Source organism: Paractinoplanes hotanensis (assembly GCF_023717965.1).
Taxonomy (GTDB): Bacteria; Actinomycetota; Actinomycetes; order Mycobacteriales; family Micromonosporaceae; genus Actinoplanes; species Actinoplanes polyasparticus.
Map to the genome: position 1 here is coordinate 42,209 of NZ_JAMQOL010000028.1, position 14,965 is coordinate 57,173.

Below are 14,965 nucleotides of genomic sequence, written 5' to 3' on the forward strand. Positions count from 1 at the left end.
GCGGGCCACGATCCGGGCACGACTGGTGGAATGGTCCTTCCCTGCGCCGCGGCGACGGTGTACTACGGGGACGGTTCTACCGCTGGAGGAGACGTGCCGATCACTGAGCTGGTCCGGGTCTATGTGCCGGCCACCGTGCCGATGCTCACGGCCCTGCGGGCCGACGGCCGGCTGGGTTCCGGCCCGCTGGAGGCGCACGCCGTGACGCCGGCGCTCCGCGAGTGGTACGCCGAGGGCGACGAGGAGGAGCTCGAGTACGTCGCCTTCACCCGGGCCGCCCAGGGCGCGTTGCACCTGTTGCGCCTCGACCCGCGCGCCCCGCGCCGCCGCGTCGTCATCTCGGCCGACGTGCCGTCGACGGCGCTGGTGCGGGAGGACGTCGAGCTCGGTTCGAGCACCGTGCGGCTGCCGCAGCCGGTGTCGGTCAGCGAGGTCGCCGCGATCCACGTGGACAGTGCGGACGCCGCCGAGACGGTGGGCGCCGCGGCCGAGGTGGTCGACGAGGCGGCCGCGGGCGACCCGGACGCCCAGTTCACGGTCGACAGCGCCGAGGATCACGAACTCGAGTGGTACGCCGTGTCGGAGCTCGACGAGCTCGTCTAGGAGGCTAGGCCGCCGAAGCGGGCGACTCCTGCTCTTCCTCTTCGTCGTCGTCGGCCGCGGGGGCGATGGTGCGGCCCACGGCGATCGTCGCCGTGATCGCGCCGACGAACAGCACGATCAGAGCGCTGTTGAGGCGGGCGCCGCTGAGCATCTGCTGCACCACGAGTTCCAGCTCGCTGACCTTGCCGGCCAGGTCGAGCACGCGGCTGCCCGCGGTGCGGGTCAGGATCTCGGCGATCACCAGCAGCAGCCCGGCGCCGGCGCCGGCCAGGCCGTAGAGCGGCCACGGCACGTCGAGCCCGTCGGAGCGCCGGCGGGCGCGGCGCAGCACGAAGTAGGCGATCAGGCCGGCCGCGAGGCCACTGAGGAACCCCTGGCCGTACGACAGCCATTGGGACGCGTCGGCCCGGGACTGTGCCTGACTGGAGCTGAACGTGTCGAGCAGCGGGCCCTGGAACAGGTTGAGCACGAGCCCGACGAGGAAGACGGCCACGGAAGCCCAGCCGACCGCGGTGACCACGCGGGGGATGCGGAAGCCGGCCAGCGCGCCGCCGATGGTCGCCGCGGCCGCCACCGTGCCGCCCACCACCGCGTACAGCCAGCCCTCGGTGTTGATCGTGACGATGGACAGCGCGCCCAGCACCCCGATGATCAGGCCGCTGCCCGTGGCGATCGCGAAGCGGGTGCTCGCACCGGTCTCGCGCCTGCGGCCCAGCAGGGAGAGCGCGGCCAGCGCCACCGTGGACCCGGTGATGAGGCTGGCCGAGATGGCGCCGGGCAACGCGTACGCCGTGGACGTGACCTCCATCTCGACGTCGACCCGGCCGGTGATGGTGGCGCGGGCCGACCACAACATGGCGGCCATCCACACCATCGTGACGCCGGCCAGTACGAGACCGCTCGACGAGGCGGCCGCGGACGGTTGCGGGGCCGGTGCGACCTCCTGCTCTGTCATGCGGCTCAGGGTACGCGGCGATTCTTCGCGACCGGACGGCCGTCCACAGGGCACTCGCGCGGCGAAACGGAGTCGATTGTCGGAATTAAGGGGAACGCTGCCGTTTCCGACTGTTGATCTGTCCGTTTTTCGGGTGGTTCATGCCCGGCATCGCCGTCTGACCGTTTGGCTAGGGCCATTTTAGCTGCTCAGGCTGCGTTTTTTCGGCAGAACGCGCCGTCTTGACCCTCGTGGTCGGACAGTCTGTGCGGGACAGTCGCTTGTGGAGACGCAAACTGGACGGATCGGGCGAAATCCTGGACGTCGGCGCGACAAAGTGGCAGCTTAGAAGGCATGCCCGACTCTCAAATCAATCCCACGGCTGCCGCTCTGCTCGGCCTGCTTCACGAGGGGCCGATGACCGGCGGTCAGCTAATGGCGGCTGCCGAACGCCGCCTCGGGCCATACTGGTCGATGACGCGGAGCCAGGTCTACCGCGAATTGCCGGTTCTCGCCGAAATGGGCTACGTCCGTCTCGGCAAGCCCGGCCCCAGATCCAGCCAGCCCTACGCCATCACCGCCGCCGGCAAACGAGCCTTCAGCCGGTGGCTTGCCGAGCCCGCGGGCCGGGACGCCTTGCGCAACCCGATCGCGCTGCGGGTCGCCTTCGGCGAGCAGCACAGCGGCAATCAGCTGCAGACCCTCTACACCGGTGCCAGCGAGTATCACTCCGAGGCCATGGCGATGGCCAAGGAGCAGGCGAAGGAAGCGAAGAAGGCGGGCGACCAGTACGGCGCCGCGGCCCTCGAGTTCGCCGTCGCCTATCACAAGGCCGCACTGAGCTGGCTCAAGGTCGCCCCGACGACCTGACGGACGTGCGCCCGCCCCGGCCCTTTCCGGCCGGGGCGGCGTAGTCTTGAGTGTTGTGACTGCTGCCGACTATCCCGAGCAACTCAAGACACTCGACGCCACCCTGCGCAACATCGAGAACGTCCTGGACGTCGACAAGCTGCGCCGGGACAAGGCAGACCTCGAGGAGCAGGCCTCCGCGCCCGATCTGTGGGACGACCAGGCCCGCGCTCAAGAGGTCAACAGCCGCCTTTCCTACATCTCCGGTGACATCGACCGCATCGAGCGCCTCCGCTCCCGGCTCGACGACGCTGCCCTCCTGCTCGAGATGGCCGAGGCCGAGGGCGACCAGGGCTCGGTCGACGAGGTCGGCAACGAGCTCGTCGCCCTGCACAAGGCCGTCGAGGAGCTGGAGGTCCGCACCCTGCTCTCCGGCGAGTACGACTCCCGCGAGGCGGTGGTGGCGATCCGGGCCGGCGCCGGCGGTGTCGACGCGGCCGACTTCGCCGAGTCGCTGATGCGTATGTACCTGCGCTGGGCCGAGCGCCACGGCTACCCCACCGAGGTCTACGACACCTCGTACGCGGAAGAGGCCGGGCTCAAATCGGCCACCTTCGCGGTCAAGGTCCCGTACGCCTTCGGCACGCTCAGCGTCGAGTCGGGCACCCACCGCCTGGTGCGCATCAGCCCGTTCGACAACCAGGGCCGCCGGCAGACCAGCTTCGCCAGCGTCGAGGTGATGCCGGTGGTCGAGCAGACCGACCACATCGAGATCCCCGAGAACGAGCTGCGGGTCGACGTCTACCGTTCGTCCGGTCCTGGTGGACAGAGCGTTAACACCACCGACTCCGCTGTGCGCCTCACGCACATTCCGACCGGCATCGTCGTGACGTGTCAGAACGAGAAATCACAGCTTCAGAACAAGGCCTCGGCCATGCGCGTGCTCCAGGCGCGGCTGCTCGAGCGGAAGCGTCAGGAGGAGGAGGCCAAGATGGCCGGCCTCAAGCAGGACACCACTGGATCATGGGGCGACCAGATGCGCTCGTACGTTCTGCACCCCTACCAGATGGTCAAGGATCTGCGCACTGAGCAGGAGACGGGCAACCCGTCGTCGGTCTTCGACGGCGACATCGACGAGTTCATCCAGGCGGGCATCCGCTGGCGCAAGCAGACCGAGAAGGCCGTCTGAGACCCGGTCCGCGACCGGCCCGGCACGGACGGCGACGGCGCCTGAACGTTCGGTCAGGCGCCGTCCGTACGGTCCAAGTTTTCTTTACTGTTGGTGCAGATTCGCGGACCCGGCGGACTTGGCGTTTCCGTTACACCGCGTAGACTGCCTTCCCGTGATTCAGCTCGAGAACGTGACGAAGACGTACCCCAAGGCGTCTCGGCCGTCGCTGGACGATGTCAGCGTCGGTATCGAGAAGGGTGAGTTCGTCTTCTTCATCGGCCCCTCCGGTTCCGGCAAGTCGACGATCATCAAGCTTCTGCTGCATGAGGTCTCCCCGACCCAGGGCAAGGTCATGGTGAACGCCAAGGACGTGACCTCGATCCGGTCGTGGAAGATCCCCCACTTCCGTCGTTCCATCGGCTGCGTGTTCCAGGACTTCCGTCTGCTGCCCAACCGCACCGCGTACGAGAACGTGGCCTTCGCTCTGGAGGTCATCGGCAAGACCAAGGCCGTGTCCCGGCGGGTCGTGCCCGAGGTTCTCGAACTGGTCGGTCTCGGTGGCAAGGAGCACCGCTATCCCCACGAGCTCTCCGGTGGTGAGCAGCAGCGTGTCGCGGTCGCCCGGGCGTTCGTGAACCGCCCGCTGATCCTGCTCGCCGACGAGCCCACCGGAAACCTCGACCCCGACACCTCCATCGAGATCATGCGACTGCTCGACCGGATCAACCGGACGGGCACGACGGTCGTGATGGTCACGCACGACTCCAACATCGTCAACCAGATGCGCCGCCGGGTCATCGAGATCGAAAGCGGCCGTATCGTTCGCGACCAGGCTCGTGGCGTCTACGGCTGAGCTCCGCCCGTTTCCCCCTGAAGATGTAATGCGCGGAGTCCCGGAAGGAACCCCCCGATGCGCTTGAAGTACGTCCTCAACGAGGTCTTGGTGGGCCTGTGGCGAAACGTCACCATGACGGTCGCCATGATCATCACCATGGCGGTCTCGCTGACCATGCTGGGCGCGAGTGTGCTGCTCTACATGCAGGTCGACCAGATGAAGAACTTCTACTACGGCGAGATCGAGGTCTCGATCTTCCTGCGCTCGGACGTCACCGACGCCCAGCGCTCGGCGATCGACTCCGCCATCTCGGCCAACCCGCTGGTCAGCCAGAAGACCTACGAGACCCGTGAAGAGGCCCTCGAGCGGTTCCAGCAGCTCTGGAAGGACTCGCCGGAGTTCGTCAAGTCGGTCGGCCCGAACAGTCTGCCCGAGTCGTTCCGGGTCAAGCTGAAGGACCCGGAGACCTACAAGACGTTCACCGACCAGATGACCGGGATGCAGGGCATTCAGGACATCATCGACCAGCGTGCGCTGCTCGACAAGGTGTTCAACATCTTCAACGCCATCCAGGTGGGTGCGCTGGTGGTCGCGGGGGTGATGGCGTTGGCCGCGCTGCTGCTGGTCGGAAACACCATCCAGGTCGCCGCGTACAGCAAGCGCCGCGAGGTCGCGGTGATGAAGCTGGTGGGCGCGTCGAACTGGTTCATCCAGGCCCCGTTCGTGCTCGAGGCGGTGGTGGCCGGCATCATCGGCGCGGTCCTCGGCTTCATCTTCCTGTTCGTGAGCAAGATCGTGCTGCTGGACACCAAGCTCCAGGCCCTCACGAACATCCTGACGCCGATCGACAACGGCAACGTGTGGCTCATGCTGCCGCTGCTGGCCGGCGTCGGCGCCCTGGTCAGTGCGGCCACGGCGTGGATCACGCTCCGCTTCTACCTCAAGGTCTGAGACCCTCGACGCTGACTCACACGACAGCCGCGCCTCCCTGCCGGGAGACGCGGCTGTTGGGCGTTTTGGGAGGTAAGAGGCCGAAGGTAGGGATACGGTGCTCTTCGTGTGGCCCAAACGTCGACATCGCCGGAAATATGCCCTTCCAGCTTTTTTCGCAGGTCTGCTGCTGATCGCACCCCACCCGGCCCAGGCCGCCCCGGGCGACGACCGGGACCGTGCCGGCAAGGCCGTCCAGCGTGCCGAGGCCGTCCTCGAGCACGCCACCGACCTGGCCCGCTCCGCCGCCCGCAACCTCGAGACTGCGACCGCCGCGATGCCCGCGGCCCAGCAGAAGGTCGCCACCTCGCGCGGGGCGGTCGCGGCCGCCCTCGCTTCGGCCAAGTCCGCGAGCCGCAAGGCGAAGACGGCCCGGGCGGCCTACGAGAAGGTCGCCGGCCGCTTCGTCCAGGCCCGGGAGCGGGTCGACGACGCCCGCGAGCGGGTCGACGAGATCGCCACGGCCAGCTACATGGGCAGCAACTTCGCGCGGCTCAACGTCCTCGTCGACGCGTCCGGCCCGGCCGACATGATGGCCCGGCTGAGCATCGTCGAGCAGGTTATGCAGAGCCAGCAGGAGGACGTGGACACCCTGGTCGTGGCGAGGCGCGAGGCCCGTACGGAACAGGACCGGGCCGGACTCGCCAAGCGCGCCGCCGAGGAGGCCGAGGCCGCCGCGCGCGACCGCCTCACCGCCGCTCGATCAGCGCAGTCGGCTGCCGAGCGGGCCCGCCTGGCCCTCGAGAAGCTCACGCAGACCCGCTACGCCGCGTTGAAGGTGGCCAACGCCCAGCGCTCCGTCGTCCTGGCCCGTTACGAGGCGGCCAAGGCCGAGGAGGCGCGGATCGCGGCGGCGCTCCGCGGCTACTCGCTTAAATCCGGGGACGCGAAGTACGGCGGCGGCCGGCTGCTCATGCCGGTCACCGGCTGGAAGTCCAGCGACTACGGACAGCGCTATGACCCGTACTACCGGGTGTGGCAGTTGCACGCCGGCATGGACATCGCCGCAGGTGGCGGCTCTCCCATCCGCGCGGCTGCCTTCGGGCGGGTGATCCGGGCCGGGTGGGCCGGCGGCTACGGCAACTTCACGTGCATCAGCCACGGCAAGATCAGCGGCGTCGGCTTCCAGACCTGCTACGGGCACCAGTCGGCGATCCTGGTCAGAGTCGGCGAGTACGTGCGCCGCGGCGAGGTGATCGGCCTGGTCGGCACGACCGGCGCCTCCACCGGCAACCATCTGCACTTCGAAACCCGCTTCGACGGAGCGCCCCGCAACCCGGCGAACTATCTGCCGCGCTGTCTGTGTTGAGACTTCAGTAGCATTGTGAAGTTCCATCACTCACCCACAGGGGGTTCGGCGGCATGCCACGCGAACAAGGTCGCAAGGTCGTCGCCTCCAACCGCAAGGCCTACCACGACTACGCCATCCTCGACACGTTCGAGGCGGGCATGGTGCTCACCGGCACCGAGGTGAAGTCGTTGCGGGCCGGGCGGGCCTCGATGACCGACGCGTTCGGCCACGAGAACAACGGCGAGATCTTCCTGCACGGTCTGCACATTCCGGAATACACCCAGGGCACCTGGACCAACCACGAGCCGCGGCGGGTCCGCAAGCTGCTGCTCCACCGCGACGAGATCCTGAAGATGCGCAACAAGCTGCGCGACGACGGTGTCACGCTGGTGCCGCTCCAGGTCTACTTCCACAACGGGTACGCCAAGGTCGAGATCGGCCTGGCGCGCGGCAAGAAGAGCTACGACAAGCGTCAGGACCTGGCCAGCCGCGACGCGCAGAAGGAAATCAGTCGCGCCGTGGGCAGGCGTGCCAAAGGCATGGAGTAGCAGGTACCCTTCCCCGCCGGCACTTTTGATCATCGCCGGTGCCGTCGTGGGGGAGGGATCGCAGGGTGGCTGCCAAGCACTCCGTGCGCGTGTTCGGAACAGCCCGGTTCATCCTGAGTTTCGCCGTGGCTGTCCTGGTGCTGCTGGTCGTCTGGACGGCAGTACGGGCCGTCGGCCCGGCCGAAGCAGCCAAGCCGCCCACGCTCGTGCTGCCGTCCGTGGCGCGCGTGACGATCGATCCGCCGTCGCCTTCCGTCTCACCTACGCCGTCCAAGTCACCCACGCCGTCCAAGTCACCCACGCCGTCGAAGAAGCCGACTGCGGCGCGCACCACCACCGCCGTACCGGAGAAGACCCGCGAGCCGACCACCAAGCCGCCGGTCAAGACGACGCCACCGCCCCCACCGGCCAAGGTCGAGGCAACCCTGGCCGTGACCGCGAGCTGGGACTCCGGCTACGTCGCGATGGGCCGGGTGACCAACGAGGGCGACCGCCCCGTCCGCTGGAAGGTCACGGTCAGCCACGCCGACCTGCGCGACCTGCGGCTGCGCGGAGTGTGGAACGCGACCGGGAATCTCAGCGGCGACAGCATCGTTATCACCGGAGGCACGCTGGACCCGGGCCGCAGCGCCGACTTCGGCTTCCAGACGTCGAAGGACGGCCGCGGCGACGCCCGCCCGGCAGGCTGTAATGCGGTGGGCGGCACCTGCCGCATCAGGTAAGATGGCACAGTTGTTACGCAGTGGATTGTCCCAGGGGGTGACTGGTTTCGACTTCGAATGTGGAGACAGGGGAAGCGAGCCGAGGAAGCCGACGTCGTCTCGAGAATCGGTCGTCGGAAAACAACAAGCGCCGATACTAAGCGCAACGATTTCGCACTCGCCGCCTGAGGCGAGTAGCTAAATCTGTCGGACCGGGAGTACCTCCGTCCCGGATTTCCGGCATCAGCTAGGAGGTTGGCCAACAGGTCCCGGTCGCGGGGACCTTGCGGCGAGATTAATCAGCGACTGGGCCCGTCACAGGAACTTGCTCACGTGATTCCAGGGGCCGAGTAGAGGCACAGTGAGCTGCGCTCGGAGAAGCCCTGACAAAACAACGAAGGACCCGGGTTCGATTCCCGGCACCTCCACGAGAGGGTTCTTACTTGAACCCACAGCGGCACCGCCCAACTGGGCGGTGCCGCTTCCGTTTCTGGCGTGGTTGACCAGGGGCGACACGAGGTCGGCTAGTTCGTCGAACGCGACATACGGCCCGTCCCCGTGGTCGTCGAGGTACTGCTTCGTGAAGCACGCTTGATTAAGCGCTCGACGGCCCTTGTGGGTCGCCCGCCGGTACAGCTTCTGTGGGTCTTCCAGCAGTTCGAGCAGGTACATCAGGGTCTGTCGTGCCGCTTCGAGCCGCTCTTCCTGGTCGTCGTTCAGTTGCCGGGCCAGCCGGCCTCGCTCGTCTCGGAGGTCCCTCAGTCGGGCCGAGATCTTGTCTCGCGGCCAGTCCGGGTCGCCGATCAGGTCGAGGAAGCGATCTTCCTTCGCGTCCAACTCCTTGAGGCGGGTTGCCACCTTGGCCCGGATCTCCTTCTGGCCTTCGGCCGAATCGATCAGCCGTTCCTCAACGAGCGTCGTGATCTGCTCGCGCAGCGCCGCGGGTAGGGCGACGGTCGCGTAGTTGTTCTCGACGGCTACCTCGACCTTGGCGATGGGGAGGTAGGGGAGGTCGCAGGAGTGCAGTTGGCGGCCTCGGCAGAAGTAGTAGAAGTGCAGGTCGCCGGTTTTGCTCTTGCCGCGCATGACGATCAGACGGCGTCGGCAGCGGGCGCACCAGACCGCGCCTTTGAGGTAGTGGTTGTGGGTGCGTTCACGGACTCCGCCCGCCCGCCGAGTCTCCAACATCTGCTGCACCTGGTCGAACATCTCGGGTGTCACGAGGGGTTCGTGCCGGCCCTTGTACTCCTGGCCTCGGTAGGCGACCAGGCCGAGGTAGTAGCGGTCGCGTAGGAGGTTGCCGAGTGAGTTGAGCGAGATCGGCATGCCGACGGGGTAGCGGCGGGTTGGCTTGGTGCGGAGGCCGGCGTCGGTGAGTGTCTGGATGAGGTCGTGGAAGCCGTAGGAGCCCGAGGCGTACAGCTCGAATGCCATGCGGATCAGAGGGCCGCGCACCGGGTCGACCGCGACCGTCCGCACCTCGCGTCCCTCGAAGGTCTCGCGGACGTTGAGGTAGCCGATCGGCGCGCGGCCGACCGAGCCGCCGCGGATGATCTTCTGGCCCATCTTGTACGCGATGTCGGCACCCGAGGCGCGCGACTGATACTCGTTGACGCCGTCCAGGACGGTCGCCACCAGATCACCGATCGCGGTGTCTTCGGTGTAGTCCATGATCGAAATTAGGACGACGCCTGCGTTGCGGAGATCTCGCTTGGTGATCGCGGCGTCGATGCTGTTGCGGTGCAGGCGCGAGCGGGCGTAGACGATCACGTAGTCGATGTCGGGCTCGGCCTTTAGGCGGGCCATCATCTCTTGGAAGACCGGGCGGCCGTCGACCGTGGTGGCCGAGCGGCCAGGCTCGACGAACTCGGCGATGACGTCGGCGTCTAGCTCCGCCGCGCGGCGGAGGATGGCGGAGCGTTGAGCCGGGAGAGAGATGCCCTCGGGGTCGTAGTCGGTGTTGACCTGTCCGGCCGACGAGACGCGGAGGTAGATGACGGCGCGCTTTCTCCTGCTCGCCGACTCAGTCATCCGGGGGCTCCTTCCGCTCTCGGGCCAGGTCGTCCGCGATGATGGCCAAGGCGCGGGCGAGTTCGCCTACGTCGATGTTCAGCTCACGTCTCGCTGGGACCTCTTGGGACGTCTTGAGCTTCTCACTCTTGGCTTTGTGCGTCTTGCGCGTTCGTATGCTGCGATTTCTCCTCTCGTCGGCGGGCATGGGATGGGCCTCCTTTCTCCTGTAGTCCGTCGTCCGTCCGCGCGCTGTAATGCGCAGACGCGCGCGAGCGGACGGACGACGGACGGACTTATGCGCGCCAGCGACCGCGGGTGACTTGCCGGGCGCCGTCGGCGGCGGCGAGCGCTTGGAGCCGGTCGTAGATCCAAGTGCGACGCATGCCGGTTGCCTCGATGAGTTCCGCGATGGTGAGCCCGTCTTCGGGTGCTTTGCCCAAGGCTGTGGCGAGCATTTGTTCCGGGTCGGCTAGGGCCTCGATGGCGCGCGGGCGGTGCTCGATCGCTGCTTGCGACAGCGGGTCAAGATCCGGCCGCTGATCGGCGTAGCGTGCGGCTGTCTCCCGTACGTGATCGTCGGTGACCAGGTAGGCGCGGGCTCGTCGTGGTTGGTCGTGTCCGTCGGCGAGGACGTAGAACTTGCCGGGCGCGTCGAGGGTGTGGGCGTGCCAGCCAGCGGCGAGCATGCCCTTGTCGAGGATGAGGTCGACGTCGCGGCGTTCCCGCACGCGTAGGCAGACGCGAACGCTCATCTGCGATCGGAGAGCGCCGCCGCCCATCGCCTTCTGGGTCGGCCGCTGGGTTGCGGCGAGCAGATCGACGGCGATGGCTCGGCCGCGTCGGGCAATGGATTCGGCGTGGGTTACGGCGACCGGCGCGGTGTCGGCCAGCTCGGCGTACTCGTCAATCACGATCACGAGTGCGGGCGCGCTCGGCGTCGGCTCCCATACCCGGGTGTTGTCGCGGCCCGAAGCTTGCGCGCGTGCTTCGAGGATCGCGACGGCGTCGGCGAGTAGTTGTGTTGCTTCCTCGGCCGTCGTGGCCAATCGGGCGAGGCATGGTGCCCATGGCCGTAGTTCCATGCCGCCCTTGAGGTCGATGCCCCAGAGGACGACGTCGGAGCAGGCGGCGAGGTTGCCGAGAATGACGTTGAGAACGCCGCTCTTGCCTGAGTCGGTTGTGCCACCGACGAGCGCGTGCCGTCGCAGGAGGGCGAGCCGGACGGTTGTCGCGTCCTCGAATACTCCGAGTTCGATGGGGTCGGCGAGCGATCGGGCGCGCGGGCCGGGCCACGGGATGGCGCCGGCATGCGGGTCCACCGTTAGAACCCGCATCGTGCAGCGACCCGCGTGGGACGGGTCCTGCTCGACGCGGACGGCACCAGGTCGCGTACCCAATGCCGACTCGATAGCCGGGACGCGTGCGACTACATCGGCCGTGCTCTGTCCCGGTCGCAGTTTCATTCGAGCGCGCCAACCCCAGGTGTCCACGACGGCAGACATGACTCGGGAGCCGCCGAGTCCGATCGCCTCGGCAAGGTCGGGCCAGGCGTGGATGACCCGATCGACGCGGACGCGCGCTCGGCGGCGCCGATGCGCCCACCACGGCACGCTCGCCGCTATGACGGCCGCGACGAGGATGGTCGGCAAGGGATCCCGGTCAGGACCGAGTGCCACTGCGGTGGCCAGCCAGCCGCCCGCAACAACGATCGTCGCGGCGGCATACACGCGCTCGGCAAAGCGCTCGATCTTCCAGCAGAGCGCGACCGCCAGCGCAGTGAAGATCAGGACGATCGGCCGTCCGTTGGGGTGAGTCGCATGCAGCACGAGTCCGGCCGCAGCGAGCGCGAGTCCGGCGATGAACGGTGCGAGTTCGGACCGGTACCGGAAGAGGACGCGTCCGACGGCGGCCAGGACGACGATGAGAAGCGGCTCATCGGGCACGATCAGGAGCGGTTGCGGGTTCCGGCGGCCCCAGCGGCGATGCCTGCGTCCGTAGGCCCTCACTGGCTGTGCTCGCCGACTTCGTCGCGGAGGTAGTCGAGCGGGTCGGGCTCGCCCTCGTGGTGGGCGGCGAGGGTGGCGCGCGCGGCGGCGAGCAGGTTGGCGAAGTCCCATCGTGTCTGGCTCAGTAGGTCGCCGAGCCGCTCGAGTTCGGCGAGCAGGACGGGGATGTCGGCGAGGGCGGTCCGGGTCGTGGTTGGCGTGGGTTGGCGTCGAGCAGCCTGTAGGTGGCTTCGGACGGCCTCCGTGTCGATGGTTGGGCGCGGGTTGTTTGTCATGAGCGGGTCGAAGCCTCCTTTCGGTTGGTGCCGGCTGTCGTTTCTTCGGCGAGTTGACGTCGGAGTTCGGTCGCTTTGGGGCCGGCGATGCGCAGTGCCGAGCGCAACGCGTCACGGGTGATGGGCTTGCCGTGGGTCGCTCGGAATCGCGCGTCAGCCTCATGAGCGGCCTTTAGGAGAGGACTGTCTTCAGTCCTGGTCGTCCCGCTGCTGGTGAGTGCGTGGAGATGAGCTGTCAGCCCGAGGACGGCCGCTGGTACGGCACCGACCAAGACCACGACCGGCCAGGAGATCGCGACCAGGCCGGCGGCGACGAGGTGGTAGCCGGCGTTGCCAACGATGCTCGTGGCGATCGCACCGATCGCGTTGGCACGGGCGAACCCGCGCGCTCGTTCGTTGCCGACTGTGTCGGCCAGCCAGACGCGTGCGGAGGTCATCGCGTACGCGTCGATGGTGACCGGCAGCAGCCAGGCAAGTTGATCGGGCCAACCGGCGATCTGGGCCAGGCCGCGGAGTCCGGCGAAGCTCGCCACCGCAGCGGAGATCGCGGCGACGGACATGCCGACGATCACCCACCAGTCCCGCGTCTTCACAGTTCGAGTCCGGCGACGAACTGAGCCAACGCCCGCAGGCCGTTGCCGATCTCCGGGCCGATGGACGATGACGCGAGGAAGTAGCCGAACGCCGCGCAGATGGCGGCTTGCCAGAGCGGCAGTCGGGCGTACCGCCAGAGCAGGTAAACGAAGACGCCGAGCAGGATGACGGCAGAGACGGCGATCGTCATGCGTCACCGCCTTCGTGGCGCCGCCGTCGGCGCGTACGAATGGCTCGGTCCGCGCCTCCGTGGCCGCCACGCGAATGATGCCGACGGTTCCACCGAACCCGGGCGAGGCACTTGCGGCAAAGGGTCGGGTGACCGCTTCCGAGTCGTGCGCCGCACGGGCAAGTCGGGCTTTCGCTGGTGAAGTGCTGAGTGTCCATTGCGGATCTCCTCTCGTGTCGCCGATGCGTCTGCATCGATGCCACCGAGGATGCGATCCGAGGACGGGACGTGATCAGGTCATGGCTGGACGTGTCCGAGACGTCTCACTTAGGGTGGTCAGGCAGCCGGGACGTCTTGACGGGAAGCCGATGCCGAACGAGCGACTACGCACCGCGATGTTGGAACGCGGGATCAGCCCCGCCGACTTAGCGGAGACGCTCAAGGTCGATCCCAAGAGTGTCGAGCGCTGGATCAGCGGCCGAACGCCATACCGCCGCCACCGCTACGCCGTAGCCGCTCACCTCGGCCTCGACGAGGTCTACCTGTGGCCCGACGCCCTCAACGCCGACCAGGTCGCCAGCGCCAGCGAGAGCGAGATCATCAACATCTACCCGCACCGCTGGACGGTCCCGTCCGACGTGTGGCGCAACCTCTTCGACAACGCCGAACGAGAGATCGGCGTCCTGGTCTACAGCGGCCTCTTCCTCTCGGAAGACGCAGGCGTCCAACGAATCTTCCGAGAAAAGGCCGACGCCGGCGTACGTGTACGCATCCTGCTCGGCGACCCAACTGCCGAGGCGATTGAGCAACGCGACACCGACGAGGGCCTCGAAATCCTGGCGACAAAGATCAAGAACGCCATCCACATGTACCGTCCGCTGCTCAACCTGGACGGCGTCGAATTCCGCCAGCACCAAACCGTGCTCTACAACTCGATCTACCGCGCCGACGACCAACTCCTCGTCAACACCCACATCTACGGCGCGATCGCCTCCCAAGCACCGGTGTTCCACCTGCGCCGCGTAGCCGGCGGCGGCATGGTGAACATGTACTTGGACAGCTTCGACCGCGTCTGGGACGGCGCCACACCGCTGGAATGAGGCAAACGTGGGACGACGCATCGACTACTACGACGACCCTGAAGCGCCAAAGGCCAACAGCATCGTCCCCTCAGCAAACGTCGTCGTCACCAACGACGACGGCGCAATCCTGCTGATCCGCCGCTCCGACAACGACAACTGGGCGCTGCCCGGCGGCGGCATGGACCTTGGCGAGTCCCTGCCAGAAACCGCAGTCCGCGAAACGGCCGAGGAGACCGGAATCGACGTCGAGATAACCGGCCTGGTCGGCATTTACACCGACCCGCGTCACGTCGTCCTCTACACCAGCAACAACGAGGCCCGACAGGAGTTCTCGGTCGTCTTCACCGCGCGCCCGATCGGCGGCACGCCGACACCAAGCGAGGAGTCAACAGAGGTCCGCTGGGTCCCACCCGCCGAAATCGGCGCCCTACCGATGGACCGCTCGATGCGCATGCGAGTCGACCAATACCTCACCGCACCGCTAGACATTCACCTTGGATAGCGACTGGCTCAGCGCCTTCGCCGCAGTCGGCACAGTCGGCGCGTTCCTGGTCGGCTTCCTACTCCTCCGCCGCGAACAACGACGCGAGGCGGACCGAGCCGAGGACGAACGCCGAGCCCAAGCCGAGCGAATCAGCGCCTGGATCGAGCTAACAAGAAAGATCGACGGTGGCCGCGAGCTGGCCTTCCACGTCCACAACGCGAGTGCCATGCCGATCTACGACGTCGAGTTGCCCCTACCGGCCCGCGGTGACGAAGAGGCCAGCTCAGAGTTCGTCGGCCTAGTAGTGCTTCGTCATGATTTGTTAGCCGTCGCGTGGGTAGTACTCGGGGAAGACGGTGTCGCAGGTCGGGCAGGTGTGGATGATCCGGACGATATAACGTTGGATGTGTCGGAGTACGC

Annotated in this window: 18 protein-coding genes, 1 other RNA gene and 1 pseudogene; 13 read left to right on the forward strand and 7 right to left on the reverse strand. The window is 67.3% G+C overall.

Annotation, left to right across the window (positions count from 1 at the left end; genetic code table 11):
- Positions 1-141: 141 nt before the first annotated feature.
- On the forward strand, positions 142-603 hold the full coding sequence (locus tag LXN57_RS20930; RefSeq protein ID WP_251799872.1) for a DUF6912 family protein: 462 nt from the start codon (positions 142-144) through the stop codon (positions 601-603).
- Between the two features lie 4 nt (positions 604-607).
- Here the strand turns inward: LXN57_RS20930 and LXN57_RS20935 are convergent, their stop codons facing one another.
- Positions 608-1,558 (reverse strand): hypothetical protein, encoded by a 951-nt coding sequence (locus LXN57_RS20935; protein ID WP_251799854.1) that lies wholly within the window; start codon positions 1,556-1,558, stop codon positions 608-610.
- A gap of 333 nt (positions 1,559-1,891) precedes the next feature.
- On the opposite strand from LXN57_RS20935, the gene LXN57_RS20940 reads away from it, so the two are divergent.
- The 9 genes from LXN57_RS20940 (at position 1,892) to LXN57_RS20980 (ending at position 8,870) form a co-directional block, all read left to right on the forward strand.
- Positions 1,892-2,407 carry a PadR family transcriptional regulator gene (locus tag LXN57_RS20940; RefSeq protein WP_221376630.1) on the forward strand — a complete coding sequence of 172 codons (516 nt, stop codon included), beginning with the start codon at positions 1,892-1,894 and terminating at the stop codon, positions 2,405-2,407.
- Positions 2,408-2,462: 55 nt separating this feature from the next.
- Positions 2,463-3,575, forward strand: a complete 1,113-nt coding sequence (gene prfB, locus LXN57_RS20945; protein WP_251799855.1) for a peptide chain release factor 2 — start codon at positions 2,463-2,465, stop codon at positions 3,573-3,575.
- Positions 3,576-3,729: 154 nt separating this feature from the next.
- Complete coding sequence (gene ftsE, locus LXN57_RS20950; RefSeq protein WP_203378949.1) at positions 3,730-4,410, forward strand: cell division ATP-binding protein FtsE; 681 nt, start codon at positions 3,730-3,732, stop codon at positions 4,408-4,410.
- A 57-nt stretch (positions 4,411-4,467) separates the two neighbouring features.
- On the forward strand, positions 4,468-5,343 hold the full coding sequence (gene ftsX / locus LXN57_RS20955; protein WP_251799856.1) for a permease-like cell division protein FtsX: 876 nt from the start codon (positions 4,468-4,470) through the stop codon (positions 5,341-5,343).
- A 106-nt stretch (positions 5,344-5,449) separates the two neighbouring features.
- On the forward strand, positions 5,450-6,691 hold the full coding sequence (locus LXN57_RS20960) for a M23 family metallopeptidase (RefSeq protein ID WP_251799857.1): 1,242 nt from the start codon (positions 5,450-5,452) through the stop codon (positions 6,689-6,691).
- 53 nt (positions 6,692-6,744) lie between these two features.
- Positions 6,745-7,221, forward strand: coding sequence for an SsrA-binding protein SmpB (gene smpB / locus LXN57_RS20965; protein ID WP_221376627.1), 477 nt, complete (start codon positions 6,745-6,747; stop codon positions 7,219-7,221).
- Between the two features lie 65 nt (positions 7,222-7,286).
- The gene (locus LXN57_RS20970; RefSeq protein WP_251799858.1) at positions 7,287-7,943 is read left to right on the forward strand and encodes a cellulose binding domain-containing protein; all 657 of its coding nucleotides are present in this window, start codon (positions 7,287-7,289) and stop codon (positions 7,941-7,943) included.
- 33 nt (positions 7,944-7,976) lie between these two features.
- Positions 7,977-8,353: a transfer-messenger RNA gene (gene ssrA / locus LXN57_RS20975) on the forward strand.
- A 127-nt stretch (positions 8,354-8,480) separates the two neighbouring features.
- On the forward strand, positions 8,481-8,870 hold the full coding sequence (locus LXN57_RS20980) for a hypothetical protein (protein WP_251799859.1): 390 nt from the start codon (positions 8,481-8,483) through the stop codon (positions 8,868-8,870).
- Between the two features lie 27 nt (positions 8,871-8,897).
- On the opposite strand, the pseudogene LXN57_RS48355 reads toward LXN57_RS20980, so the two are convergent.
- From LXN57_RS48355 to LXN57_RS21005, 6 genes and pseudogenes are all read right to left on the reverse strand, one after another.
- Positions 8,898-9,953, reverse strand: a pseudogene (locus LXN57_RS48355) (recombinase family protein); the annotation flags it as partial.
- Positions 9,946-10,140, reverse strand: coding sequence for a hypothetical protein (locus tag LXN57_RS20985; protein ID WP_251799860.1), 195 nt, complete (start codon positions 10,138-10,140; stop codon positions 9,946-9,948). The pseudogene LXN57_RS48355 and the gene LXN57_RS20985, both read right to left, overlap by 8 nt.
- An 88-nt stretch (positions 10,141-10,228) precedes the next feature.
- A complete protein-coding gene (locus tag LXN57_RS20990; protein ID WP_251799861.1) occupies positions 10,229-11,878 on the reverse strand; it encodes an FtsK/SpoIIIE domain-containing protein in 1,650 nt (549 codons plus the stop codon).
- A 59-nt stretch (positions 11,879-11,937) separates the two neighbouring features.
- Positions 11,938-12,216: a hypothetical protein gene (locus LXN57_RS20995; RefSeq protein WP_251799862.1), complete on the reverse strand. Its 279-nt coding sequence runs from the start codon at positions 12,214-12,216 to the stop codon at positions 11,938-11,940.
- Positions 12,213-12,809 (reverse strand): DUF2637 domain-containing protein, encoded by a 597-nt coding sequence (locus LXN57_RS21000; RefSeq protein WP_251799863.1) that lies wholly within the window; start codon positions 12,807-12,809, stop codon positions 12,213-12,215. The genes LXN57_RS20995 and LXN57_RS21000 overlap by 4 nt, the downstream gene beginning before the upstream one ends.
- On the reverse strand, positions 12,806-13,000 hold the full coding sequence (locus LXN57_RS21005) for a hypothetical protein (protein WP_251799864.1): 195 nt from the start codon (positions 12,998-13,000) through the stop codon (positions 12,806-12,808). Before LXN57_RS21005 ends, LXN57_RS21000 begins: the two co-directional genes overlap by 4 nt.
- A gap of 347 nt (positions 13,001-13,347) precedes the next feature.
- Between LXN57_RS21005 and LXN57_RS21010 the strand changes: the two genes are divergently transcribed.
- The 3 genes from LXN57_RS21010 to LXN57_RS21020 all read left to right on the forward strand — a co-directional run.
- Entirely contained in the window at positions 13,348-14,079 is a 732-nt protein-coding gene (locus LXN57_RS21010) for an XRE family transcriptional regulator (protein WP_251799865.1), read from the forward strand.
- Between the two features lie 7 nt (positions 14,080-14,086).
- A complete protein-coding gene (locus LXN57_RS21015) occupies positions 14,087-14,563 on the forward strand; it encodes an NUDIX hydrolase (protein ID WP_251799866.1) in 477 nt (158 codons plus the stop codon).
- A partial coding sequence (locus LXN57_RS21020) for a hypothetical protein (RefSeq protein ID WP_251799867.1) occupies positions 14,556-14,965 on the forward strand: 410 nt, incomplete at its 3' end. The genes LXN57_RS21015 and LXN57_RS21020, both read left to right, overlap by 8 nt.

Coding starts and splice junctions, on each gene's coding strand:
- LXN57_RS20930 (WP_251799872.1), top strand. CDS start 142: ATGCTCACGGCCCTGCGGGCCGACGGCCGGCTGGGTTCCGGCCCGCTG.
- LXN57_RS20935 (WP_251799854.1), bottom strand. CDS start 1,558: ATGACAGAGCAGGAGGTCGCACCGGCCCCGCAACCGTCCGCGGCCGCC.
- LXN57_RS20940 (WP_221376630.1), top strand. CDS start 1,892: ATGCCCGACTCTCAAATCAATCCCACGGCTGCCGCTCTGCTCGGCCTG.
- ftsX (WP_251799856.1), top strand. CDS start 4,468: ATGCGCTTGAAGTACGTCCTCAACGAGGTCTTGGTGGGCCTGTGGCGA.
- smpB (WP_221376627.1), top strand. CDS start 6,745: ATGCCACGCGAACAAGGTCGCAAGGTCGTCGCCTCCAACCGCAAGGCC.
- LXN57_RS20985 (WP_251799860.1), bottom strand. CDS start 10,140: ATGCCCGCCGACGAGAGGAGAAATCGCAGCATACGAACGCGCAAGACG.
- LXN57_RS20995 (WP_251799862.1), bottom strand. CDS start 12,216: ATGACAAACAACCCGCGCCCAACCATCGACACGGAGGCCGTCCGAAGC.
- LXN57_RS21005 (WP_251799864.1), bottom strand. CDS start 13,000: ATGACGATCGCCGTCTCTGCCGTCATCCTGCTCGGCGTCTTCGTTTAC.
- LXN57_RS21010 (WP_251799865.1), top strand. CDS start 13,348: ATGCCGAACGAGCGACTACGCACCGCGATGTTGGAACGCGGGATCAGC.